Below are 23,605 nucleotides of genomic sequence, written 5' to 3'. Positions count from 1 at the left end.
GCGTTTATAAAATGAAATTAGCATTAATTGGTAATTGCCAACTTGAAGTTCTGGGAAATTTGATAATGAACGTCAGCGGGCTGCATGAAGGAAAGTTCGACGGCATTTTCAATATGCCTATTTATAAACTTAACGAAAATAATGACTTCATTAACTTCTATCACGAATTAGAACAGTGTGATTTCATTTTTATGCAGTATCATGCGGAAAAATGGGGACCGTTTTCAACAGCGGCATTAAGTCAATTCTTCGATATCACCATGCTGCCGACCATGGAATCCCGCATTTCAACCCCACAACTCGGGTACTATAAAGATAAAATCCCTGATTTTATGGTCTATGTCGATTACCGCATGCTGCATCTTTATCTCACCAATGTGAGCTTTCAAAACGTGGTGGAAGCGTACCATTCCGTGAGTTTTTCCAGTGAAAAACAAACCACTATGCTCAAAGAAGATGCGTTGAAATACCGCACACTATTTCAACAAGGCAAGCTTTATTTCGATTATTCAGAAGAGTATTTCCGTACCCTTTCCACTAATCCGGATTGCTACTCAACAGTAAGTCATCCAGATAACTATAATCTCAGTTTGTTATTACAGGTGATTTATCACAAATCGCTGGGTATTAACGAGAGTTTCGATCTGCAGGGCAATGACCTGCTTAAAAATTATGTTGCACCAAAAATTGGCTCAGGTGACAACGCATATCATATGATGCGACCAACAGGCCTTGCGCTGGCCGGTAAAATTAACTATGCCTTTTTTGACAGCCAAAATCGGCATGCGCTAAAACAAGCGCTGGTCAATTCCTCTTATTATATTGGCCTGGAAGACCGCTACCAGAACCTATAATTACCAGGCTATTCCCCTGCTATAAAAAAGCCCTTAAAGGGCTTTTTTATTATGATTAAAATCAAATCAACTGGCGGTAACAACAGAAAAAAAATTCCCTGTGGTAGCCTTGAATGCAATATAAAGAATCAAACCTGAGATAACGGAATATTAGTCGGTAATAAGGTGAATCTCACCACCTTCATCCATAAACATACAGCGATTGCGCCCGGTCTGTTTTCCCCGATACATCGCCGCATCGGCTCTTTTTGCGACAATGCCAATAGACTCACCGGCCCATGCCTGAGTCACGCCGATGGTCACCGTAATGTTAAGCGCTTTATCGTCACAGTGAATGGTTGTCGCTGCAACCGATTCACACAGGCGCAGCGCGGCCTGACACGCCTCTCTGTCCGAAGGCGCGTGTAAAATAATGATGAACTCCTCACCGCCGTAGCGGTAGGCGGTATCGCCCCCACGGATCCGATCGCGCAGTTGCTGCGCCAGCTCACGTAAAACACCATCGCCGACCAGATGCCCGTAGGTATCATTCACATTTTTAAAACGATCAATATCAAGCAGCAGCATATAAATATTCTGGTCTGATACTTCCTTCAATTGCTGTTCAAATCGTTCATCCAGCATCCTGCGGCCAGGCAAGCCGGTTAATATATCTACGCCACCACGCATCTTTAATAAATACGTTTTATAGGCGGTCACTGCTGCGGAAAATAACGCAAGCCGATGCTTAAATTCTGAAAACTTATCCGTGTTTGTTTTTTTATCCCTAATCACCCACATCAATTCACGACCACAGTTATGCATTTTTGTGTGTGTCACATCAATTGCCTGCAGGCAGCTGGATTCCTCCGAATTCGTGGGTTGACGTCCATCCAGCCAGTGACCAAAATGGCACAGATGGTGCGCGTGCGCGTTAATGCTTTCCGACTGATCGATATTATTATTGACCACACAGGCGAACATATTGATTAACCAATCATAATGCGCGTCAACTGCCTTATTAAGATCAAAAAGAATATTATCAATTTGTTCCGTGCTCAGATACATGATATTCCTCACCGCTGCGTTACAGGCGCTACAGTGTAAAAAACAAAGTGTATATTTATGTCAATGTATTAAAGAGCACGCAATAATCAGATATTTCTTCACAAGGAATATTTACGAAAGCGGGACTCACCCGCTTGCTTATTCATGAACATTTTAAAGCACGCTTATGATAAGACTCACCACATTCAGTCAGTTACCCACGCTCTGTTTTGCAACACCACACGATAGCCGTCATTGTCCTGCCAGCTCTTGCCTGCAATATCCCAGTAAGGGTTAAACGAAACAACCTCTGTAAATCCGGCTTTGCGCATGGCCTCACAGCGCGCAGTCCATTCAGCAGCATCCGGGTAATAGAGCACCAGCAAATCCTCTGCCGTCGCGGCAGGTTTCACCGGATGGTGATGACACAGGGTGAATTCAATGTGCCAGGGCGCAGAGCGATGCCCCACCATCACGCCGCTGAATCCATCGTGATCGGTGAAATCAGCAATCTTGCGCAGTTCAAGCGCGTCGCAATACATGCGGCAGGTCAGTTCAAGGTCGGTTACGGGCCGGGCGATTCTCATATGGGCAAACATGCGTAATCTGTCCTTCGGGTATCGTCAGTTGAAAACGGTAAGCATGACTTTATCCGCAACGGCGATAACTGATGTGATCGTCTGTGCCCACGCAAAGTGGTAGGGAGGGTGCAAAAAGGATTGGGTAGGAAAGCGCGCGAAACACAAAAGAAGAGAAGATAACCACCTGAGTGGTGGTTATCTTCCCGTTATTCGTGGTTATGCGTGAGTCAGGCTCACTACACCTGCATGTTCATGATGTCCTGATATGCAGAAACCAGTTTGTTACGTACCTGAATGCCCATTTGCAACGAAATCGATGATTTCTGCAAATCGGTCATTACGTCGTTCAGCGCTACGCCCGGCTCACCGAGTGTAAATTTTTCCGCCTGAGTACGCGCTGCGTTTTGCGTATCGCTAATGCGATCCAGCGCAGCATGCAGTTGCCCGGCGAAGCTGATAGACGGTTCACTTTCCACGCTCTGATTACGCGCAATCCCGGCAGTTGCCTGCAGCTGACTGACGACGCTTTCAATGCCCTGTATAGCCATGGTAAATCCCCGGATGGTTTGATACCTGACAAGGTTAACAGCTTGTCAATGGGATAATGGCGGTAAATAGCGACAAAAAACCAGGTTATTTGAGGCATAGAAAATTCGGATTCATCAAATAATGACACTGCCAGTTAATGGACATTTGTCGAGTTTGCCGACCCGGGAGTCTGTTTTGTTTCTCAACTCAAATAACAACATCCACCCAGAGTTACGAGGTGCGCAATGAGTGCGACTGCAACAACTGCACCGCAGAATAAATCTCTTGAGTGGCTTAACCGCTTACGCGCGAACCCCAAAATTCCTTTAATGGTGGCCGCTGCAGCAGCGGTTGCCATTGTTGTTGCGATGGTACTGTGGGCAAAAAGCCCGGACTACCGCACGCTTTATAGCAACCTGTCCGATCAGGACGGCGGCGCTATCGTTACCCAATTGACGCAGATGAACGTTCCCTACCGCTTTGCTGACGGTAGCGGTGCTATTGAAGTTCCCGCCGATAAAGTCCAGGAGCTGCGCCTGAAACTGGCTCAGCAGGGTCTGCCGAAAGGCGGTGCTGTGGGCTTTGAACTGCTGGATCAGGAAAAATTCGGTATCAGCCAGTTCAGCGAACAAGTGAACTACCAGCGTGCGCTGGAAGGCGAACTGGCGCGCACCATCGAAGCACTCGGCCCGGTAAAAGGCGCACGCGTTCATCTCGCGATGCCAAAACCGTCGTTGTTCGTGCGCGAGCAGAAAGCCCCTTCCGCATCCGTAACGGTGAATTTACAACCTGGCCGCGCGCTGGATGACGGTCAGATCAGCGCCGTGGTACACCTCGTTTCCAGCGCGGTGGCAGGTTTGCCGCCGGGCAACGTGACCGTTGTCGATCAGAGCGGTCGTCTGCTGACCCAATCCGGCGTTGCCGGTCGTGACCTGAATGATGCACAACTGAAATACACCGCCGACGTTGAAGGCCGTATCCAGCGTCGTATCGAAGCGATCCTTGGGCCTATCGTGGGTAACGGCAACGTTCACGCGCAGGTAACGGCGAAACTCGACTTTGCGAATAAAGAGCAGACCGAAGAGCAATACACACCAAACGGCGGCGATCCGTCACAGGCTGTGCTGCGTTCACGTCAGGTAAACAGCAGCGAGCAGATTGGCGGCCAGTATCCTGGCGGCGTTCCGGGTGCGTTGTCGAACCAGCCTGCCCCGGCGAATAGCGCGCCGATCACCACGCCGCCTGCCAATCAGCAGAACGGCCAGCAGAATCAAAATGCGCAGGGTCAGCAAGGCACGAGCACGGCAAGCACCACCACCGGGCCGCGTAACACCACGCATAACGAAACCAATAACTACGAAGTCGACCGTACGATTCGCCACACCAAAATGAATGTCGGCGACATCGAGCGCCTCTCTGTGGCGGTGGTGGTCAACTATCGTTCGCTGCCGGGTGGCAAAACCGCCGCGCTGACAGCCGACCAGATTAAGCAGATTGAAGATTTGACTCGCGAAGCGATGGGTTACACCGAGAAACGCGGTGACACCCTGAACGTCGTCAACTCCCCGTTCAACGCAACGGACGATCTCGGTGGTCAGCTCCCGTTCTGGCAGCAGCAGTCGTTTATCGAACAGCTGATGTCCGCAGGCCGCTGGTTGCTGGTGCTCATCGTGGCGTGGCTGCTATGGCGTAAAGCGGTTCGTCCGCAGCTGATACGCCGTCAGGAAGAGGCGAAAGCCCTGCAGGAAGCGCAACAGGCCAGAGCAGAAATCGAAGAATCGGTGGAAGTTCGCCTCAGCAAAGACGAACAGAACCAGCAGCGTCGCTCTAACCAGCGCCTGAGCGCCGAGGTGATGAGCCAGCGTATTCGCGAAATGTCAGATAACGATCCGCGCGTCGTGGCGCTGGTCATTCGCCAGTGGATGAGTAACGAACATGAGCAATAATCTTTCCGGAACGGACAAAAGCGTCATCCTGCTGATGACCATTGGCGAAGATCGCGCGGCTGAGGTGTTCAAACACCTCTCCGCCCGCGAAGTCCAGCACTTGAGTACCGCGATGGCCAGCGTACGTCAGATCTCCAACAAACAACTGATGGACGTGTTGCAGGAGTTCGAGAACGAAGCGGAACAATTCGCGGCGCTGAACATCAACGCCAACGACTACCTGCGTTCGGTGCTGGTGAAAGCCCTCGGCGAAGAGCGTGCCTCCAGCCTGCTGGAAGATATTCTCGAAACGCGCGATACCACCAGCGGCATCGAAACGCTCAACTTTATGGAGCCGCAGAGCGCCGCCGACCTTATCCGCGACGAACACCCGCAGATCATCGCCACTATCCTTGTGCACCTCAAACGTTCTCAGGCGGCGGATATCCTTGCGCTGTTTGACGAGCGTATGCGCCACGATGTGATGCTGCGTATTGCCACCTTCGGCGGCGTACAGCCTGCCGCACTGGCGGAGCTGACCGAAGTGCTGAACAACCTGCTCGACGGCCAGAACCTCAAGCGCAGCAAAATGGGCGGCGTGAGAACCGCAGCGGAAATCATCAACCTGATGAAAACGCAGCAGGAAGAAGCTGTTATTACCGCCGTTCGCGAGTTCGACGGCGAGCTGGCGCAAAAAATTATCGACGAGATGTTCCTGTTCGAAAACCTGGTGGATGTGGACGACCGCAGCATCCAGCGCCTGCTGCAGGAAGTGGATTCCGAATCCCTGCTGGTTGCCCTCAAAGGCGCCGAGCCACCGTTGCGCGAGAAGTTCCTGCGCAACATGTCGCAGCGTGCGGCCGACATCCTGCGCGACGACCTGGCCAACCGTGGGCCGGTGCGTCTGTCTCAGGTGGAAAACGAACAGAAAGCCATCCTGCTCATCGTTCGCCGTCTGGCGGAGACCGGCGAGATGGTAATTGGCAGCGGCGAGGATACCTATGTCTAATGAATTGCCGTGGAAAGTCTGGAAGCCGGACGATCTGGCCCTCCCGCTGGCCGCCGAGTTCGCTCCCCTGCTGACGAAAGAGTCTTCGTCAGCGGATGAAGCGGACGGCGAAGAAGACGAGATATCAGAGGAGCAAAAGCTGCAACAGCAACTGGCGCAGATCCAGATGCAGGCGCACGACGCCGGGTATAACGCCGGTCTGGCGGAAGGCCGCAAAGCGGGACACGACGTCGGCTACCAGGAAGGTCTGGCGCAGGGGCGCGAAGATGGCCTGAACCAGGCGCGCCAGCAACAGGCGCCAATCCATGCGCGTATGCAGCAGCTGGTCAGCGAATTCCAGTACACACTGGATGCGCTGGACAGCGTTATCGCCTCGCGTCTGATGCAGATGGCGCTGGAAGCCGCGCGCCAGGTGTTAGGCCAGGTGCCGGTTGTTGATAACAGCGCGCTGATTAAGCAGATCCAGCATTTAATTCAGCAGGAGCCGCTGTTCAGCGGGAAACCGCAATTGCGCGTGCATCCGGACGATTTGCAGCGCGTGGAAGAGATGCTTGGCGCAACTCTCAGTCTGCACGGCTGGCGTTTGCGTGGCGACCCGACCCTCCATCCGGGCGGGTGCAAAGTGTCCGCCGATGAAGGCGATCTCGACGCCAGCGTAGCAACACGCTGGCAGGAACTGTGCCGTCTGGCGGCGCCGGGAGTAGTTTAATGACCGCACGTTTGACCCGCTGGCTAACGACGCTGGACAACTTTGAAGTCAAGATGGCGCAGCTGCCCTCTGTGCGCCGTTATGGTCGACTGACCCGCGCGACCGGGCTGGTGCTGGAAGCCACCGGCCTGCAATTGCCGCTGGGCGCGACCTGCATTATTGAGCGTCAGGACGGTGTCGAAACGCGCGAAGTCGAATGTGAAGTGGTTGGCTTCAACGGCCAGCGCCTGTTTTTGATGCCGCTGGAAGAAGTCGAAGGTATTTTGCCTGGCGCGCGCGTCTATGCCCGCAGCGTGTTAGGTGATGGCTTGCAAAGCGGTAAACAACTGCCGCTCGGCCCTGCTCTGCTTGGCCGCGTGCTGGATGGCGGCGGCAAGCCGCTCGATGGTCTGCCCGCACCAGAAACCGGTGAAACCGGGGCGCTGGTCACACCGCCGTTTAACCCTTTACAACGTACGGCGATTGAGCATGTGCTCGATACCGGCGTACGCGCCATTAACGCGCTGCTGACCGTCGGTCGTGGTCAGCGTATGGGCCTGTTCGCCGGTTCCGGCGTCGGTAAAAGCGTGTTGTTAGGCATGATGGCTCGTTATACCCAGGCCGACGTTATCGTCGTCGGGCTGATTGGTGAACGTGGCCGCGAAGTAAAAGATTTTATCGAGAACATCCTTGGCGCGGAAGGTCGCGCACGTTCGGTGGTGATTGCCGCCCCGGCAGATGTTTCTCCTTTATTGCGTATGCAGGGCGCTGCGTACGCGACGCGCATTGCTGAAGATTTCCGCGACCGCGGTCAGCATGTGCTTCTGATCATGGACTCCCTGACGCGTTATGCCATGGCGCAGCGTGAAATCGCGCTGGCAATTGGCGAACCGCCAGCGACGAAAGGTTATCCCCCTTCTGTCTTCGCCAAATTACCGGCGCTGGTGGAACGCGCGGGGAACGGTATTCACGGCGGCGGATCGATCACCGCGTTTTATACCGTTCTGACCGAAGGGGATGACCAGCAAGATCCGATCGCTGACTCCGCACGAGCCATTCTTGATGGGCACATTGTCTTGTCTCGCCGCCTGGCGGAAGCCGGTCACTACCCGGCCATTGACATTGAAGCCTCCATCAGCCGTGCGATGACAGCGTTAATTACGGAACAACATTACGCCAGAGTCCGGAACTTTAAACAGTTGCTGTCGAGCTTCCAACGTAACCGCGATCTGGTCAGCGTTGGCGCATATGCGCGCGGTAGCGACCCAATGCTGGATAAAGCCATTGCATTGTGGCCACACCTGGAAGCCTTCCTGCAGCAGGGCATTTTTGAACGTGCCGGGTGGGAAGATTCAATACAGGCATTAGAGCTGATCTTCCCGACAGTCTAAGGTAGTGGAGAGCTGACTTATGACGCAAAACAGCGCATTAACGACGCTAAAGGATTTGGCAGAGAAAGAAGTCGACGACGCCGCACTGAAACTGGGTGAGATGCGCCGCGGCTGCCAGCAAGCGGAAGAGCAATTAAAGATGCTGATTGAATATCAGCATGAGTATCGCAGCAGTCTGAATAACAACATGAGCCAGGGGATCGATAACCAACGCTGGCAGAATTATCAGCAATTTATTCAGACGCTGGAAAAAGCAATTGAGCAGCACCGTCAGCAGTTAGCGCAGTGGAATGAAAAAGTCGATAGTGCCCTGGGTAGCTGGCGTGAAAAGAAACAACGTTTACAAGCCTGGCAAACCTTGCAGGACCGACAAAGCGCCGCGGCGTTACTGGCGGAAAACCGTCTCGATCAGAAAAAAATGGATGAATTTGCACAGCGCGCGTCCCTGAGGAAAATAGAATGATCAACTTGTCAAAACTGTTAATGACAGAATCCGATGCCACCACCGGTGTGCAAGCCGGCAAAAGCGGCGGCGATTCTGCACAAGATTTCCTCGCTCTGCTGACGGGTGCAATGACCGGCGGCCAGGGACAGGAGAGCGATGCGCCGATTACGCTCGCCGATCTACAAGCAGCGGCCCTGAGCGGCAAGCTGGCGAAAGGCAACCTGGCGGCAACCGCAGCCACCGGCGAAGAGACGCAGGCACAAACCCCGGCGCAAAAACTCGCAGAACTGCTGGCGCGCCAGAGCGCGAAAAGCGATGTGATTGCCTCGGCAGCAAGCGACGCCGACGTGCAAAAACTGTTTTCTGGCCTGACGCCTGCAGCGAAAACCGATGTGCTGGCCGCGTTAAGCAAAACGGCCAAAGCCAGTGACAGCGAAAACAAAACCGATTTAAGTGATGAAGAGCTGGCAGGTTTAAGCGCGCTGATGGCGATGCTGCCGCATCAACAAGCCGCACAGTTAAACACCACCAGCGCCCAACCTGCCAGTGCAACCGGCGGCGTTGATGTCGCTAAAGCAGCGAACCGCGCACTGAATACCAGTTCGCTGACGGCAGATACCGATTTACCGCACGGCAGTGCGAAAAATGATAGCGCTGCCGGTACCACGCCGTTCCATGTAGCGGATGATGCCCAGCAGACGGCGGTGCTCGCCTCCTCTTCTGCGGCGGTGAAGAAGGATAATGACAATGCGCTGCAAACCACCAATACCACTGCCAGCATCGCGCCGGTGACTACCACCGCCAGCGCTGCGCAGGCCAGCACGCCTGTCGCCGCACCGGTGATCAGCGCCCCGCTGGGCAGCCATGAGTGGCAGCAGAATATCAGCCAGCATGTCACGCTCTTTACCCGTCAGGGCCAGCAGAGCGCGGAGCTGCGTCTGCATCCGGAAGATCTGGGTCAGGTTCAGATTTCTATTAAGCTCGAAGATAACCAGGCGCAGTTGCAGATGGTGTCAGCGCACAGCCATGTACGTCAGGCACTGGAAGCGGCGCTGCCGATGCTGCGTACCTCGCTTGCAGAAAACGGTATTCAGTTGGGTCAGAGCAATATCAGCAGCGAGTCTTTTGCCGGTCAGCAGCAGCAACAGCAGGCCTCTCAACAGCAGCAACAGGCTTCACGTTCGGGCGCAGGCGATCTGTTTGGCACGGATGATGGCGACGCGTTAGTCGCCCCGGCGAGCCTGCAATCTGCGGCTCGTGGCAACGGCGCAGTCGACATCTTTGCCTAAACGCCAGAGGTAGCATGATTATCCCCGTCTTTTCCACCCTTTGACGGGAGCAGGACACGGGATAATCAGCTCATAAGCAGTATTAACAGGAAGCCCGTAACAGATGACTGACTCCGCTATTAACAAAAAACGTAAGCGCTCTATCTGGATCCCGCTGCTGGTGTTAATCACACTCGCAGCTTGCGCCACCGCTGGCTATAGTTACTGGCGTATGCAACAGAAACCTGCGGCTAACGCAAAAGTGGAAGCGCCTCCTCCGCCTGCGCCGGTTTTCTTCGCTCTCGACACCTTCACTGTAAATCTGGGCGATGCTGACCGTGTGTTGTATGTCGGTATCACACTGCGTCTGAAAGATGACGCTACGCGCGCCAGACTTAGCGAATATCTGCCGGAAGTACGCAGTCGCTTGTTGATGTTGTTCTCACGTCAGGACGCAGCACAGCTTGCAACCAACGAAGGCAAGCAGAACCTTGCTACCGCGATTAAAGAGACGATCGCAACGCCATTAGTGCCAGGACAGCCGAAGCAGGAAGTCACTGACGTTCTTTATACAGCTTTCATTTTGCGGTAAAGACATGGGCGATAGCATTCTTTCTCAGGCCGAAATCGACGCGCTGCTCAACGGAGACAGCGATAAGAGTGATGATCCGCAACCGGGTATGGGCGGCGATAGCGATATTCGCCCCTATGACCCCAATACCCAGCGCCGCGTGGTGCGTGAGCGTCTGCAAGCGCTGGAGATCATCAACGAGCGTTTTGCGCGTCAGTTCCGTATGGGGTTGTTTAACTTGCTGCGTCGTAGCCCGGATATCACCGTCGGCGCGATCCGCATTCAACCCTATCACGAGTTTGCGCGTAACTTACCCGTTCCGACCAACCTTAACTTGATCCACCTGAAACCACTGCGCGGCACCGGCCTGTTTGTTTTCTCGCCAAGCCTGGTGTTTATCGCCGTGGATAACTTGTTCGGTGGCGACGGGCGTTTTCCAACGAAAGTGGAAGGCCGTGAATTTACGCACACTGAACAGCGCGTTATCAACCGCATGCTGAAGCTGGCGCTTGAAGCCTACAGCGATGCATGGAAGGCGATTCACCCGCTGGACGTGGAATATGTGCGTTCGGAGATGCAGGTAAAATTCACCAACATCACGACATCGCCAAACGACATTGTTGTGAATACGCCGTTCCATGTTGAAATCGGCAACCTGACGGGTGAGTTCAATATCTGCCTGCCGTTTAGCATGATTGAACCGCTGCGCGAAACGTTGGTTAACCCGCCGCTGGAAAACTCCCGTAATGAAGACCAGAACTGGCGTGACAACCTGGTGCGTCAGGTTCAGCACTCTGAACTGAATTTGATTGCCAATTTCGCGGATATTCCCCTGCGCCTGTCGCAGATACTTAAGCTCCAACCCGGCGATGTGCTGCCGATTGATAAACCCGATCGCATTATCGCTCATGTGGACGGCGTACCGGTGCTAACGAGCCAGTATGGTACGGTCAACGGACAATATGCGTTACGTGTAGAGCACTTGATAAACCCGATTTTGAATTCGCTGAATGAGGAACAGCCCAAATGAGTGATATGAACAATCCGTCCGATGAGAACAGCGGAGCACTGGACGATCTGTGGGCTGACGCGTTGAACGAACAAAAAACCACTCCCGCAACGAAAAGCGCGGCCGATGCCGTGTTCCAGCAGATCGGCGGTGGTGATGTTGGCGGCACTCTCCAGGATATCGACCTGATTATGGATATCCCGGTCAAACTGACCGTGGAACTGGGTCGTACGCGTATGACAATTAAAGAGCTGCTGCGTTTGACGCAGGGTTCCGTGGTGGCACTTGACGGGCTGGCGGGCGAACCGCTTGATATCCTGATCAACGGTTATCTGATTGCTCAGGGTGAAGTGGTGGTCGTTGCGGATAAATACGGCGTACGTATCACTGATATCATCACCCCTTCCGAGCGTATGCGTCGTTTGAGCCGCTGAGTCGAGCATGAAAACACAGGCCACGGTTTCCCAACCGTCTGCCCTTTCCGGTTCGCCACTGTTGCAGGTCAGTGGCGCGCTGTTTGGCATGATCGCGTTAATTCTGATTATCGCGTGGCTCGCCAAACGCCTTGGCCTCGGCGGCAAAACCGCCAGTGGCCGGGGTTTAAAAGTGACCGCCAGCACCACGGTCGGCCCGCGCGAACGCGTGGTGATCGTGGATGTTGAAGATGCACGCCTGGTGCTGGGCGTTACGCCCACCAACATCAATCTGTTGCACAAACTTCCTCCCGCACCCGCAGAAAGTGAAGACGTGAACGTGAAAAATGTGGATTTCCAGACCGTGATGAAGAATTTGCTTAAGCGTTCCGGGAGATCCTGATGCGCCGTTTGTTCTCTTTTGCGCTGGCCGGATTATGGCTAGTTGCCCCTGCGGCATTTGCACAACTTCCGGGTTTGATTAGCCAGCCGATTGCCGGTGGTGGCCAGAGCTGGTCGCTGCCGGTGCAGACGCTGGTATTTATTACCTCGCTTACCTTCCTGCCCGCCATTTTGCTGATGATGACCAGCTTTACCCGCATCATCATTGTCTTCGGCCTGCTGCGAAACGCGCTGGGAACACCGTCTGCACCGCCGAACCAGGTGCTGCTTGGGCTGGCGCTGTTTTTGACCTTTTTTATTATGTCGCCGGTGATCGACAAGATTTATACCGACGCCTATCAGCCGTTTAGCGAGAATAAAATCTCTGTCGATGTGGCGCTGGAACGCGGCGCGCAGCCGCTGCGCGAATTTATGCTGCGCCAGACGCGCGAAGCCGATTTGGCGCTGTTTGCCCGTCTTTCTAATAGCCCGCCGATTCAGGGGCCGGAAGCCGTATCAATGCGTATTCTGCTACCCGCTTATGTCACCAGCGAGCTGAAAACCGCATTCCAGATTGGTTTTACGATCTTTATTCCGTTCCTGATTATCGATCTGGTGATCGCCAGCGTCCTGATGGCGCTCGGGATGATGATGGTACCTCCCGCAACCATTGCCCTGCCGTTCAAACTAATGCTATTCGTGCTGGTCGATGGCTGGCAGTTACTGGTCAGCTCGCTCGCCCAGAGCTTTTACAGTTAGGAGTAAGCCATGACACCAGAATCGGTCATGATGATGGGCACCGAGGCGATGAAAGTCGCTCTCGCGCTCGCTGCCCCACTGCTGCTGGTTGCGCTGGTCACAGGCCTGGTTATCAGTATTTTGCAGGCGGCGACGCAGATCAACGAAATGACGCTCTCCTTTATCCCGAAAATCATCGCCGTGTTTGTCACGATTGTGGTTGCCGGGCCGTGGATGCTGAATTTACTGCTTGATTACATGCGCACCCTGTTCAACAACATTCCTTATATCATCGGGTAAGCCGACTTATGTTGAACGTCACCAGCGATCAGTGGCTGCATTGGATCAGTATGTATTTCTGGCCGCTGCTGCGCGTGATGGCGTTAATTATGACCGCGCCGATCCTCAGCGAATCGCGTATTCCGCGCCGGATAAAAGTGGGGCTGGGGATTGTAATTACTATTGTTATCGCCCCAACCCTGCCGCCAACGCCGGATGTTCCGGTATTCGCCCCGGCGGCACTTTGGCTGGCGCTGCAGCAGATCCTGATTGGCGTTGCGCTCGGTTTTACGATGCAGTTCGCCTTTGCGACGATTCGTACCGCCGGTGAGCTGATTGGCCTGCAAATGGGCCTCTCTTTCGCCACCTTTGTCGACCCCACCAGCCACTTAAACATGCCGGTGCTGGCGCGCATCCTCGACATGCTGGCACTGCTGTTGTTCCTCACGTTTAACGGGCATTTGTGGTTAATCTCGATGCTGGTCGACACCTTCCACACCCTGCCGATTGGCGGTAACCCGGTAAACAGCAATGCCTACCTGGCGCTCACGCGGGCAGCAGGCATGATCTTCCTCAATGGATTAATGCTGGCGTTACCGGTTATCACATTGCTGCTGACCATTAACCTTTCCCTTGGTTTACTGAACCGCATGGCACCACAATTGTCGGTGTTCGTGATTGGTTTTCCCGTTACGTTAAGCGTTGGGATTTTACTGATGGCGGCAATGATGCCGTTAATCGCTCCTTATTGTGAGCGATTATTCAGTGAGATTTTCAATCTGTTAGCTGATATTGTTAGCGAACTTCCACAGAATAGTAATCCCTGACCTTTAGTAATGCCTTTCTGAGGATATTCCTAAAGTTAAATTTGAAAAACATCCCCCACCATATATCTGGCGCGGCTTATTTGTTTTTAGCCTTCTCACAGAACGCAACATTTACTTTACTTTAAGATGATTCCTGGCAAATTATACCTAACTTTACGGGATAGTGGGTTCGCCTGAAGTTTCGCGTCGTACTTCAGTAATATAAGTTTTTCCTGTATGGCTTCTGAAGCTTCTGGCGGGTGGTGAATTATCGTTACGCATTGAGTGAGGGTATGCCATGTCAACGATTATTATGGATTTATGCAGTTATACCCGGTTGGGATTAACAGGGTATCTGACAAGCCGGGGGGTTAAAAAGCGAGATATCAACGACATCCAGACAGTTGATGAACTCGAATCAGCTTGCGCCACACTTCAGCCAACCGTGGTGTTTATTAATGAGGACTGCTTTATTCATGACCCAAGCAGCAGTCAACATATAAAGCAAGTCATTAATCAGCATCCCCGTACACTTTTTATTGTGTTTATGGCTATCGCCAATATCCACTTTGACGAATATCTTTTGGTTCGCAAAAACTTATTGATTAGTTCTAAATCAATCAAGCCTGAGTCGCTGGATAATATTCTGGGAGATTGTCTCAACAAAGAGAAAAAAAGCGTTGGGACCATTAACTTACCAACACTTTCACTAAGTCGTACCGAGTCCAGCATGTTGAAAATGTGGATGTCCGGGCAGGATACGATTCAAATCTCCGATCAGATGAATATTAAAGCGAAAACAGTATCATCACATAAGGGTAATATTAAAAGAAAAATTAAAACGCATAATAAACAGGTTATCTATCATGTAGTGCGGCTAACAGATAATGTTACCACGGGTATATTTGTTAATATGCGTTGAGGCTATTTTTATCAATTCACCCTCCAGCCGGAGGGCGAAATATTAATCTGCACGTTCTACAAATACGCCGTCCGGGTGGTCTTTTTCATTAAAGAACCAAATCCCGAGCGGGTAATCTTCCAGTGAGACCAGGTACATCGTACCTTCATTAAACGCTTCGACAGCCAATACCACTCCCGGACGGCGTGGACCCCCGTCCGTTTTGACCGTAACCCGATCGTTAACCTTCATAAGTACCCTCCTCTCGCATTTACGCCAGTGTAGAACAAAACCGTTGCCCTGACAGCGTGCCTGCGTTTAGCTGGCGATTTTTTCTACCGACTATACTTAACACTGCATTTATGAAGGAGGTGACGGCGTGAAAACAGTCAAAGAGTATAGCGAGACCGCAAAGCGGGACGTGCATATCGATGTCGATGCCCTGCTGGCTGCAATTAACGAAATCAGCGAAAGCGAAGTGCATCGTGTCGATGACGAAGATGGCCAGCGCGTGAGCGTGGATGGTCGGGAATATCATACCTGGCGGGAACTGGCGGAAGCATTTGAACTGGACGTGCATGACTTCAGTATTACGGAGGCGAATCGCTGAAGAAAACATCCCGGCCGCCGAAACGGCCGGGACAAACTTGCTCTCGCAAGAAGCACTTAAAATTCGTACACCAGGGAATCTGATGTGAGAATAACTCTATAGATAAAACATACTTAAGACAAGAAATATCTATAAATCAATGAATTAGCACATACAACTGTATTCTACTGCATACAATGCGCGACAAAAGTCTCCCGACACAGACTGCCAGAGGAGTTCACTATGCCGAGCCTGGACGACCCATTACTAATCTTTACTGACATAGAAGGAACATTGCTGGATAGCCATACGGGTGAATGGCAACCTGCTGCTGAGTGGCTTGCGCGTCTGCGCCAGCGGCAAATACCGGTGATCCTTTGCAGCAGCAAAACGGCGGCAGAAATGATCGCCATACAAAATCTTTTGCAACTGCAAGGCCTGCCCTTTATTGCCGAAAACGGCGCGGTGATTCAGTTAGATGAACACTGGCAAGATCACGACGACTACCCACGGATTATTACCGGTTCCCCCCATGCCGAAATCGCCCGCGTGCTGACCCAATTACGCCTGAGCAATGGCTGGAAATTCACCACATTTACAGAGCTGGATGAACATGTTCTGGCAGAGTTAACGGGGCTTACGCCTGCGCAGGCTAACCTCGCTAAGTTGCAGGAAGCCTCTGAAACGCTGATCTGGCGCGACAGCGATGAGTGCATGAACGCCTTTGATGATGCGCTGGCGCAACTGGGTTTACGTGTTGTCCAGGGAGCACGATTCTGGCATGTGCTGGATGAGCGCGGCGGAAAAGATCAGGCCGTAAACTGGCTGACCCGACAATATCGCCATTACCAGGGCAAACGCGCGGTTACGGTTGGGCTGGGCGATGGACCAAACGATGCGCCACTACTCGATAATGTCGACTACGCCGTGGTGGTAAAAGGTCTTAATCGTGAAGGGGTAAGGCTGCGTCAGGATAGCCCGCCACGGGTTTATCATACGCAACAAGAGGGCGCGGCGGGCTGGCGCGAAGGCCTCAATCACCTGTTTGGGATCACATCGACTGAACAGACTTGATTGCGGCCACTGTTTTTCGCCAGGTATAAGCGGCTATCTGCAATGGATTGCAGGTACTCAAAATCGTAATTGCCGCTTTCCTGCGCAGCGCTGACGCCAAGCGAGACAGTAATGCGCAACGTCGTACGCTTGTGGATCAGGATCTCTTTACTTTCAATGCGTGAACGGATGTGCTCGGCAACCTGTACCGCCTGCTCAAGCGTGCTGTCCGGCAATAAAACACAGAACTCTTCGCCACCGACGCGACCGGCGACATCCTGCTCTCGGATGGAACTGCTGATAAGCCCGGCTGCGTGGGATAACACCAAATCACCGGCCTGATGACCGAACTGGTCGTTGACGCCCTTAAAATGGTCAATATCAAGCTGAATGATCGCGAAGGGGCGCTCCTGCGCCCGTGCCTCTTCTGATAACACTTTCGCCTGCTCAAAGAACGATCCCCGATTATAAAGGCGGGTTAGCGGGTCAAACCACGCCTGCCATTGCAGCGTGTGTTGCATGCTATACAAGTTGGTCACCATTCTGCGGATCACCACCCAGGAAAAGAGCAGCATGCCGGTAAACAGCACCCACAGCAGCGAGAGCGCAATGCTGATACGCCCGAAATCCCCGGAGAGGCCTTCACGCAAAGTGTGAACACGCAGCAGGACGCCACCAAAATGTTTAAGCTTTTGCCAGCTCACATAACGGGTACCCAGATGCAGGCCACCGACGGTATCGTGCGCCATGTCGGCTTGTAGCTTAGCGATCTCATCCTGATTAAACTCGCCGCTGGCATTCTGCAGAGGTTGCGTACTGATAAGCAGGCGGAAATGATTATCGTAAAGCTGATATTCCCCACCATCCTGCTGGAGTTGTTCATCAATCAGTAACGGCTTAATTGCACTCAGAGGAAAGCTCATTACCAGCACGCCGTACCAGTAATGCTGGTAATCGAGCGGCACGCTGGCGGCGACAAAACTGTTATTTTCCGGGTTGGTTAAAAGCGTGAACCAGCGAACGCCACGCGCACGATTTTCCTGTTGCTGTTGGCTGCTAAACCATGGGCGCGTTAATAAGCGGTAGTAGGTAGAAATAATGTCCTGCTCGCGATCCACAGCGCGTGTGGAGAGGAAAAAACCGGCGCGTGAGAAATAATAAGCCTGACGCGGCAACATGGCGGCCTCAGAGGAGAGTCGAAACAGATACCCAAGCTCCATCGCCGCCATGAGTTCGTCGTGTAAACGTTCCTCGTCGCGACGCAGCAGCCCACTCTGTTCAACTAAAGAATCAGAAACGCCGTAAATAGGCAGCGTCCGGCTGTTATCCAGGCCAATCTGCCAGTACGGTAAGGCGCGTTTACGATCAAACTCGCCCTGCACGGAATTTAGTGCCTCAAATCCCAACGGCTTTTGCAGCGCGGCCTGCATACCATTTCGGAAAAAAAGTAACCGGTCTACGCCGACCTGAATCTGCATATCCAGAGCATTACTGACGTTTTCCAGCGCGCTACGCTGGCTGGCGACATAAGCCCCCTGCAGCACAATAACTTCACGCCACGTCAGTAGCGTTGAACACACCATCACGATCACAAAGCAAAGGTTTACCACCTGAGCCGGAACAAAATAGCGCTGCAGTTGTTTAAACGACCTGGGCTGTTTTACGACACGGTTCTGCCGCACACGGGCTCCCTGAGATGTCTGTGAATGCTCTTCCGCCCCGCTCGCGCGTAATCCGGCAATAAAAACGCCCAGCAATGCCGGGCGTTTTTGTGGTTACGCTTCTTCGTGGATCCGCCGCCTGTTGCCAGGCATTAGCTCATCTTCACGAAAGGCTTCCCGTTTGACGCCGTAACCGTCATACCAGCGGCACTCAACCATACCGCTGGCATAACCGGTAACAATCATGAGCGGACCACCCTTTTTACTCTGCACTTCATCGCTGACCAAAAAGACCATTCTTGCCTCCGGTATCAGGGCGAAACTTTTTCACCTTAGACGAAGTTGCTTAAATTTGCGTAATCCTTGCCGCGAGATTTTATTTTTCACCGCCACGTAAACGTTCCACACCTTTCATCATCGCAACCACAACGGCACCAATCACAAAGCCCAGCACCAGGTTGGCCACCATCGGTGCCAGCGCTTGCAACAGTGCAGGCTGGTTTGCGGCGAATTGCTCGATAGCATGATGTAACGGCGCAATGCCGTGAACCACAATCCCGCCACCGACAAGAAACATTGCCAGCGTACCGACAACAGACAGGATCTTCATGAGCCATGGCGCGGTGAATAGCAACCCTTTGCCCAGCCCCTGTGCCAGCACGCCCGGTTTCTCTACCAGCCAGTAGCCCATATCATCGAGCTTAACAATGATGCCCACCAGCCCGTAAACACCAATGGTAACCAGCACCGCGATGCCCGACAGGATCAGCACCTGGTTCAGCAAAGGCGCGTCGGCAACGATGCCAAGCGTGATGGCGACAATCTCGGCAGAGAGAATAAAATCGGTACGCACCGCGCCTTTGATTTTATCTTTCTCGAACTGCTGCGGATCTTGCGCCGCCAGCGCTTCCAGACGCTGCTGGCGGGCTTCCGGGCTCTCTTTATGTTTACGCGCTTCAAACGTGTGCAGCACTTTCTCCACACCTTCAAAACATAAAAACGCGCCGCCAAGCATCAACAGCGGTGTAATGGCCCAGGGGATAAAAGCGCTAATCAGTAACGCCAGCGGCACGAGAATCACCTTATTCAGCAATGATCCACGCGCGACGCTCCACACCACCGGCAATTCGCGGTTGGCGCGCACGCCGGTGACCTGCTGCGCGTTAAGCGAAAGATCGTCGCCCAGCACACCAGCAGTCTTTTTCGCCGCCAGTTTGCCCATCACTGAAATATCATCCAGCAACGTCGCAATATCATCGAGTAATGTTAATAAACTACTTCCTGCCAAAATATCTTCCTTTTGAATTTATGATGTCACGCTTATCAGTATGATGGAAAAAGTCCGGGACGAAAATCACCTCTTATAGTCAACAAAAATTTAACACTCCTTACGCAATTAACCACTCGCCAGCCCGATAGTTTTAACGTTTACTATAAGCCTCTTATCTTTTGCCGTGGTGGGTTATGCGTTTCAGGCAAGTTTTACCGCTTATTGGCGCGCTTTTCGCGCTCTATATTATTTGGGGTTCCACGTACTTTGTTATTCGCATAGGCGTTGAAAGCTGGCCGCCGTTTATGCTGGCCGGTACACGCTTTTTATCTGCGGGCGTCATTCTGACCAGCGTCTTATTACTGACCGGCCATAAATTGCCGCCACTTCGTCCGATGCTTAATGCCGCGCTGATTGGCGTGCTGCTACTGGCGGTGGGCAATGGGTTTGTGACCGTCGCCGAACACCAAAATGTGCCATCGGGAATTGCCGCTGTTGTTGTGGCGACCGTTCCGCTATTTACCTTGTGTTTCAGTCACTTTTTCGGCATTAAGACGCGAAAACTTGAGTGGTTTGGCATTGCCATTGGTCTGGCAGGCATTGTTTTGCTTAATAGTGGCGGGAACTTAAGCGGTAATCCGTGGGGCGCCGTGTTGATTCTGGTCGGTTCGCTAAGCTGGGCATTCGGCTCGGTATACGGCTCGCGCATTGAACTGCCGAGCGGCATGATGGCGGGCGCAATCGAAATGCTGGCCGCAGGCATTGTGTTGTTAGCAGCTTCGGCATTAAGCGGTGAGCGCCTAAGCGCAGTACCGCCACTGTCCGGTTTCTTCGCCGTCGGTTATCTGGCGCTATTTGGCTCCATTATCGCTATCAACGCCTATATGTACCTGATCCGCAACGTCTCGCCTGCCGTTGCCACCAGCTATGCGTATGTCAATCCGGTTGTCGCCGTGCTGCTCGGCACGAGCTTTGGCGGGGAACATCTCTCGTCTGTAGAATGGCTGGCGTTGGGCATCATTATTATGGCGGTGGTGCTGGTGACGTTGGGTAAATATCTCCTTCCGGCGCGCCCGGTAGCTACGCCTTGCGAGGCAGAGAAGTAACCGCCATCGCATGAATCCCCTGAGTGTCGATCTGCGCAGTCTGTTGCCCTTCGCAGATCCACTCCTCCAGCCGTTCACATAGCGCCGCATCGCCGAGTTTTAACCGCCCCCGCAGCGCACACTCCCAGACCACCAGCACTCGCCAGCCCAGTTCCAGCAACGACGACGTATCGCGCGCATCGCGTTCAACGTTTTTGCCAATCTTCTCCAGCCAGAAATCCGTGCGCGTGGCAGGCACTTTAAAAAGATAACAGGTGTGGTGATGCCAGAAGCAACCGTGGGTAAAGATAACGCAGCGATAATCGTCGAGCACAAAATCAGGTCGCCCCGGCAAAGCAGCATCCTGGACACGAAAATCGAGTTCCAGTGAAAGAAGACACGCGGCAAGCCGCCTTTCAATCTCGGTATCCTTTGTGCCGATGGCGCGCATATTTTTACTGCGCGTTGCTTTATCATGCACATCCGCCATCGCGCGTCTCCGTCAGGCCAGATGAAAACTAAAGCGGCGCAGCACCTCTTCATCAACGCGCTGGTGATCACCTTGCAGTTCGGCGCTGAGTTTCGCCATAAAGTGCACCAAAAAATCCGCGTTGTGTTCGGCGAATTTACGCCCTTGTTCAGTCTGCATGGTGGCGGGTAATTTCAGCAGCTTGCAACGAAAATGATCGAGGGCGAAGGCTTTATCATCCAGTTCACGTTCGGCGGCAAATGGATCTTCGCCATCGAATAAGGCTGCGCCCATCGAGCCGGAAACGGCAAAGACGCGCGCCAGGCCAATCGCTCCAAGCGATTCCAGCCGATCGGCATCCTGAACAATTTTCGCCTCCAGCGTTTGCGGCGCAATGTCGGCGCTGAAGCTGTGCGCTTCAATGGCATGGCGCACGCCAGCCACGGCGTTTTGCGGGAAATCAGGAAACTCGCTTTCGAGAATAGCCGCCGTTTTTTCTGCCGCCATGACTGAAGACTGGTGACGCTGCGGGTGATTTTTGGCAAAACTCACGATGTCATGGAAATAACAGGCGGTGAGCACCACCAGCGCATCAACCTGTTGGCCTTGCATTAGCGTTTGTGCTGTTTTCCAGACCCGGCGAAAGTGTGAGACGTCATGCGCGGCGTCGCCGTGGTTAAAATGCTGAGAAATCCATTGGTCAAAACGGTGCTGCCAGTCGATTACATTCATTCTTGTTCCCGTTAATGAAAGCCCCTACCTGCTGTTTCAGGCATCTGGATCCTGCGGACGGGTGTACCAGGCAATAGCACCCAGTATCGCACCCACGACGGCTAAAACCAGCATGCCAAAAAACGAGTTCAGCCAGTTCCCGGTCGCGGTTCCCACCGTGCCAGTAGTAAACCCGGCTGGCAAATTTGTCTGGCTGACTGGCCAGATATCGTTTAGCACAGTCCAGATAAAATAGACGCAGAAAATCCAGAACACCCAGAGTGCCAGTTTGCCACCGAGGCTGCGAACCGCTTTATCGTCCATAATGGTTTTCCGCATGGGTTAAGGGATGAAAGAAATGAAATTGTCCCGACATAAATGTGACAACTCTCTCATCATATCGTCAGTTGATGAATTTTAAAGATATATCAGCGAGACTGATGAGTCCCCTCACCCGCAACGGTCGCAGACCGCGAATGAGTGTGCCATGTGTAAATGACAAACAGACGTAACGGGATAAAAATTAATAAGAAAAAGTGTAATTAGTGCACTTAAAGTGACATTTTCAGACCGCGCGGAAACGCTCCAAAAATTAATGATAAAAGCGGCAATCATTTCTATCAATTATGTTAAGAAAAGGTTATAAAATGTGCAAATGCAAGAGTGAAAAAACAACTGTGACGGGAGTCGTTGAAAGCGAAGCGCGTAACTGTTTGAATAATGGCGGAGAGAGGGGGATTTGAACCCCCGGTTGAGTTGCCCCAACTACGGTTTTCGAGACCGTCCCGTTCAGCCGCTCCGGCATCTCTCCGTTCAGATGGTTGCCATGATGCCAGGTAATTTGGCATTTTAACAGACCCTGTCCCGTTAATTTGGTTCAAGTGGCGAGTTTGCGAGCAAAACGATGATTAAGTGGCCCTGGAAGACAAGGGAATCTGCCGAAGGCGCAGAATACCCCTGGGAAGAAGCGTTAAATGCCCCTGTGTTAGCAAATTTGTCGCCGGAGGAACAGGAGAAACTTGTTCATCTGGCTGACCGCTTTTTGCAGCAAAAACGCCTGGTTCCGTTGCAAGGATTCGATCTGGATGCGCTGAAAAGCGCGCGTATCGGCTTACTGTTTTGCCTGCCAGTGCTGGAGCTTGGCCTTGAATGGCTCGATGGCTTCCACGAAGTGCTGATCTACCCGGCGCCGTTTGTTGTCGATGACGAGTGGGAAGACGACATTGGTCTGGTGCACAATCAACGCGTGGTTCAGTCCGGGCAGAGCTGGCAACAAGGGCCCATCATACTGAACTGGCTGGATATTCAGGATTCGTTCGACGCTTCCGGCTTCAATCTCATTATTCATGAAGTGGCGCATAAACTGGATACGCGCAACGGCGATCGCGCCAGCGGCATTCCGCTGATTCCGCTGCGTGAAGTGGCAGGCTGGGAACATGATCTGCGTGCCGCGATGGACAACATTCAGGATGAGATCGATCTGGTTGGCGAAAGCGCGGCCAGCATCGACGCCTACGCGGCAACCGATCCGGCAGAGTGTTTCGCCGTGCTGTCAGAGTATTTCTTTAGCGCGCCAGAGCTGTTCGCTCCCCGCTTCCCGGCGCTGTGGCAGCGCTTCTGCCATTTCTATGGACAGGATCCGCTAAGCCGTTTGCGCGGGCAGGCAGGCTGCGATAACGACAGTACCCGACAGGTACATTAAAACGTCGCCTGTGTTTTAATTCGCCAGTTGAATCAGTGTGTTAAATTTAGTGTTGACACTCAAGTGCGGGGCCAGTAGTATGCGCCCCGTTCACACGATTCCTCTGTAGTTCAGTCGGTAGAACGGCGGACTGTTAATCCGTATGTCACTGGTTCGAGTCCAGTCAGAGGAGCCAAATTCAGAAAAGCCTGCTTTTAAGCAGGCTTTTTGCTTTTCTGGCCTGACAACTTGCTGCCGCCTTCCCTTTAGCCG

Annotated in this window: 29 protein-coding genes and 2 tRNA genes; 20 read left to right on the top strand and 11 right to left on the bottom strand. The window is 52.9% G+C overall.

Features of this window, described 5'->3' with window-relative positions:
- Positions 1 to 11: 11 nt before the first annotated feature.
- A complete protein-coding gene (locus C813_RS31885; RefSeq protein ID WP_025263565.1) occupies positions 12 to 854 on the top strand; it encodes a WcbI family polysaccharide biosynthesis putative acetyltransferase in 843 nt (280 codons plus the stop codon).
- A gap of 150 nt (positions 855 to 1,004) precedes the next feature.
- Here the strand turns inward: C813_RS31885 and C813_RS31880 are convergent, their stop codons facing one another.
- From C813_RS31880 to fliE, 3 genes are all read right to left on the bottom strand, one after another.
- A complete protein-coding gene (locus C813_RS31880; RefSeq protein ID WP_017458365.1) occupies positions 1,005 to 1,901 on the bottom strand; it encodes a diguanylate cyclase in 897 nt (298 codons plus the stop codon).
- Positions 1,902 to 2,086: 185 nt separating this feature from the next.
- Positions 2,087 to 2,479 (bottom strand): VOC family protein, encoded by a 393-nt coding sequence (locus tag C813_RS31875; protein ID WP_017458366.1) that lies wholly within the window; start codon positions 2,477 to 2,479, stop codon positions 2,087 to 2,089.
- A 218-nt stretch (positions 2,480 to 2,697) separates the two neighbouring features.
- On the bottom strand, positions 2,698 to 3,009 hold the full coding sequence (gene fliE / locus C813_RS31870; protein ID WP_017458367.1) for a flagellar hook-basal body complex protein FliE: 312 nt from the start codon (positions 3,007 to 3,009) through the stop codon (positions 2,698 to 2,700).
- Between the two features lie 225 nt (positions 3,010 to 3,234).
- Between fliE and fliF the strand changes: the two genes are divergently transcribed.
- The 14 genes from fliF to rcsA all read left to right on the top strand — a co-directional run bounded on the left by fliF (position 3,235) and on the right by rcsA (position 14,834).
- Positions 3,235 to 4,935: a flagellar basal-body MS-ring/collar protein FliF gene (gene fliF, locus C813_RS31865; RefSeq protein WP_017458368.1), complete on the top strand. Its 1,701-nt coding sequence runs from the start codon at positions 3,235 to 3,237 to the stop codon at positions 4,933 to 4,935.
- The gene (fliG, locus tag C813_RS31860; RefSeq protein ID WP_017458369.1) at positions 4,925 to 5,923 is read left to right on the top strand and encodes a flagellar motor switch protein FliG; all 999 of its coding nucleotides are present in this window, start codon (positions 4,925 to 4,927) and stop codon (positions 5,921 to 5,923) included. The genes fliF and fliG overlap by 11 nt, the downstream gene beginning before the upstream one ends.
- Entirely contained in the window at positions 5,916 to 6,632 is a 717-nt protein-coding gene (fliH, locus tag C813_RS31855; protein WP_017458370.1) for a flagellar assembly protein FliH, read from the top strand. The genes fliG and fliH overlap by 8 nt, the downstream gene beginning before the upstream one ends.
- Positions 6,632 to 8,002: a flagellar protein export ATPase FliI gene (fliI, locus tag C813_RS31850; protein WP_017458371.1), complete on the top strand. Its 1,371-nt coding sequence runs from the start codon at positions 6,632 to 6,634 to the stop codon at positions 8,000 to 8,002. The genes fliH and fliI overlap by 1 nt, the downstream gene beginning before the upstream one ends.
- 19 nt (positions 8,003 to 8,021) lie before the next feature.
- On the top strand, positions 8,022 to 8,465 hold the full coding sequence (gene fliJ / locus C813_RS31845; protein ID WP_017458372.1) for a flagellar export protein FliJ: 444 nt from the start codon (positions 8,022 to 8,024) through the stop codon (positions 8,463 to 8,465).
- The gene (gene fliK / locus C813_RS31840; protein ID WP_017458373.1) at positions 8,462 to 9,736 is read left to right on the top strand and encodes a flagellar hook length control protein FliK; all 1,275 of its coding nucleotides are present in this window, start codon (positions 8,462 to 8,464) and stop codon (positions 9,734 to 9,736) included. Before fliJ ends, fliK begins: the two co-directional genes overlap by 4 nt.
- 103 nt (positions 9,737 to 9,839) lie before the next feature.
- Positions 9,840 to 10,307, top strand: coding sequence for a flagellar basal body-associated protein FliL (gene fliL, locus C813_RS31835; RefSeq protein ID WP_017458374.1), 468 nt, complete (start codon positions 9,840 to 9,842; stop codon positions 10,305 to 10,307).
- Between the two features lie 4 nt (positions 10,308 to 10,311).
- Complete coding sequence (gene fliM / locus C813_RS31830) at positions 10,312 to 11,316, top strand: flagellar motor switch protein FliM (RefSeq protein WP_017458375.1); 1,005 nt, start codon at positions 10,312 to 10,314, stop codon at positions 11,314 to 11,316.
- The gene (gene fliN / locus C813_RS31825; protein ID WP_017458376.1) at positions 11,313 to 11,729 is read left to right on the top strand and encodes a flagellar motor switch protein FliN; all 417 of its coding nucleotides are present in this window, start codon (positions 11,313 to 11,315) and stop codon (positions 11,727 to 11,729) included. Before fliM ends, fliN begins: the two co-directional genes overlap by 4 nt.
- Before the next feature lie 7 nt (positions 11,730 to 11,736).
- The gene (fliO, locus tag C813_RS31820; RefSeq protein WP_017458377.1) at positions 11,737 to 12,111 is read left to right on the top strand and encodes a flagellar biosynthetic protein FliO; all 375 of its coding nucleotides are present in this window, start codon (positions 11,737 to 11,739) and stop codon (positions 12,109 to 12,111) included.
- Complete coding sequence (fliP, locus tag C813_RS31815; RefSeq protein WP_017458378.1) at positions 12,111 to 12,848, top strand: flagellar type III secretion system pore protein FliP; 738 nt, start codon at positions 12,111 to 12,113, stop codon at positions 12,846 to 12,848. The genes fliO and fliP overlap by 1 nt, the downstream gene beginning before the upstream one ends.
- A gap of 9 nt (positions 12,849 to 12,857) precedes the next feature.
- Positions 12,858 to 13,127: a flagellar biosynthesis protein FliQ gene (gene fliQ / locus C813_RS31810; RefSeq protein ID WP_017458379.1), complete on the top strand. Its 270-nt coding sequence runs from the start codon at positions 12,858 to 12,860 to the stop codon at positions 13,125 to 13,127.
- 8 nt (positions 13,128 to 13,135) lie between these two features.
- Positions 13,136 to 13,933, top strand: a complete 798-nt coding sequence (fliR, locus tag C813_RS31805) for a flagellar biosynthetic protein FliR (protein ID WP_017458380.1) — start codon at positions 13,136 to 13,138, stop codon at positions 13,931 to 13,933.
- A gap of 277 nt (positions 13,934 to 14,210) precedes the next feature.
- On the top strand, positions 14,211 to 14,834 hold the full coding sequence (rcsA, locus tag C813_RS31800) for a transcriptional regulator RcsA (RefSeq protein ID WP_017458381.1): 624 nt from the start codon (positions 14,211 to 14,213) through the stop codon (positions 14,832 to 14,834).
- A gap of 42 nt (positions 14,835 to 14,876) precedes the next feature.
- On the opposite strand, the gene dsrB is transcribed toward rcsA, so the two are convergent.
- The gene (gene dsrB, locus C813_RS31795) at positions 14,877 to 15,065 is read right to left on the bottom strand and encodes a protein DsrB (RefSeq protein WP_017458382.1); all 189 of its coding nucleotides are present in this window, start codon (positions 15,063 to 15,065) and stop codon (positions 14,877 to 14,879) included.
- Positions 15,066 to 15,192: 127 nt separating this feature from the next.
- Between dsrB and yodD the strand changes: the two genes are divergently transcribed.
- The gene (yodD, locus tag C813_RS31790) at positions 15,193 to 15,423 is read left to right on the top strand and encodes a YodD family peroxide/acid resistance protein (protein WP_017458383.1); all 231 of its coding nucleotides are present in this window, start codon (positions 15,193 to 15,195) and stop codon (positions 15,421 to 15,423) included.
- A 222-nt stretch (positions 15,424 to 15,645) separates the two neighbouring features.
- Entirely contained in the window at positions 15,646 to 16,476 is an 831-nt protein-coding gene (locus tag C813_RS31785) for a mannosyl-3-phosphoglycerate phosphatase-related protein (RefSeq protein WP_017458384.1), read from the top strand.
- Here C813_RS31785 and dgcQ read toward each other — a convergent pair.
- From dgcQ to C813_RS31770, 3 genes are all read right to left on the bottom strand, one after another.
- A complete protein-coding gene (gene dgcQ / locus C813_RS31780) occupies positions 16,440 to 18,137 on the bottom strand; it encodes a cellulose biosynthesis regulator diguanylate cyclase DgcQ (protein WP_017458385.1) in 1,698 nt (565 codons plus the stop codon). The genes C813_RS31785 and dgcQ overlap by 37 nt on opposite strands.
- Before the next feature lie 93 nt (positions 18,138 to 18,230).
- Complete coding sequence (locus C813_RS31775) at positions 18,231 to 18,413, bottom strand: YodC family protein (RefSeq protein WP_017458386.1); 183 nt, start codon at positions 18,411 to 18,413, stop codon at positions 18,231 to 18,233.
- 79 nt (positions 18,414 to 18,492) lie between these two features.
- Entirely contained in the window at positions 18,493 to 19,404 is a 912-nt protein-coding gene (locus C813_RS31770) for a DUF808 domain-containing protein (protein WP_017458387.1), read from the bottom strand.
- Positions 19,405 to 19,580: 176 nt separating this feature from the next.
- Between C813_RS31770 and yedA the strand changes: the two genes are divergently transcribed.
- Positions 19,581 to 20,492, top strand: a complete 912-nt coding sequence (gene yedA, locus C813_RS31765) for a drug/metabolite exporter YedA (RefSeq protein WP_017458388.1) — start codon at positions 19,581 to 19,583, stop codon at positions 20,490 to 20,492.
- Here the strand turns inward: yedA and C813_RS31760 are convergent.
- The 4 genes from C813_RS31760 to C813_RS31745 form a co-directional block, all read right to left on the bottom strand.
- Positions 20,467 to 20,961 carry a very short patch repair endonuclease gene (locus tag C813_RS31760; RefSeq protein WP_017458389.1) on the bottom strand — a complete coding sequence of 165 codons (495 nt, stop codon included), beginning with the start codon at positions 20,959 to 20,961 and terminating at the stop codon, positions 20,467 to 20,469. The genes yedA and C813_RS31760 overlap by 26 nt on opposite strands.
- Before the next feature lie 12 nt (positions 20,962 to 20,973).
- Positions 20,974 to 21,672 carry a phosphohydrolase gene (locus tag C813_RS31755; protein ID WP_017458390.1) on the bottom strand — a complete coding sequence of 233 codons (699 nt, stop codon included), beginning with the start codon at positions 21,670 to 21,672 and terminating at the stop codon, positions 20,974 to 20,976.
- A 36-nt stretch (positions 21,673 to 21,708) separates the two neighbouring features.
- Complete coding sequence (gene drpB, locus C813_RS31750) at positions 21,709 to 21,975, bottom strand: cell division protein DrpB (protein ID WP_017458391.1); 267 nt, start codon at positions 21,973 to 21,975, stop codon at positions 21,709 to 21,711.
- Between the two features lie 397 nt (positions 21,976 to 22,372).
- Positions 22,373 to 22,462: transfer RNA gene (locus C813_RS31745), tRNA-Ser, on the bottom strand.
- A 93-nt stretch (positions 22,463 to 22,555) separates the two neighbouring features.
- Between C813_RS31745 and mtfA the strand changes: the two genes are divergently transcribed.
- Both mtfA and C813_RS31735 read left to right on the top strand, forming a co-directional pair.
- Positions 22,556 to 23,353 (top strand): DgsA anti-repressor MtfA, encoded by a 798-nt coding sequence (mtfA, locus tag C813_RS31740; protein WP_017458392.1) that lies wholly within the window; start codon positions 22,556 to 22,558, stop codon positions 23,351 to 23,353.
- Positions 23,354 to 23,452: 99 nt separating this feature from the next.
- Positions 23,453 to 23,528: transfer RNA gene (locus C813_RS31735), tRNA-Asn, on the top strand.
- The last annotated feature ends 77 nt before the right edge of the window (positions 23,529 to 23,605 follow it).

It is taken from the genome of Kosakonia sacchari SP1, from assembly GCF_000300455.3.
Classification (GTDB): Bacteria; Pseudomonadota; Gammaproteobacteria; order Enterobacterales; family Enterobacteriaceae; genus Kosakonia; species Kosakonia sacchari.
The sequence above is the reverse complement of the archived record's forward strand: the minus strand, read 5'-3'. Positions and strand labels throughout refer to the sequence as shown.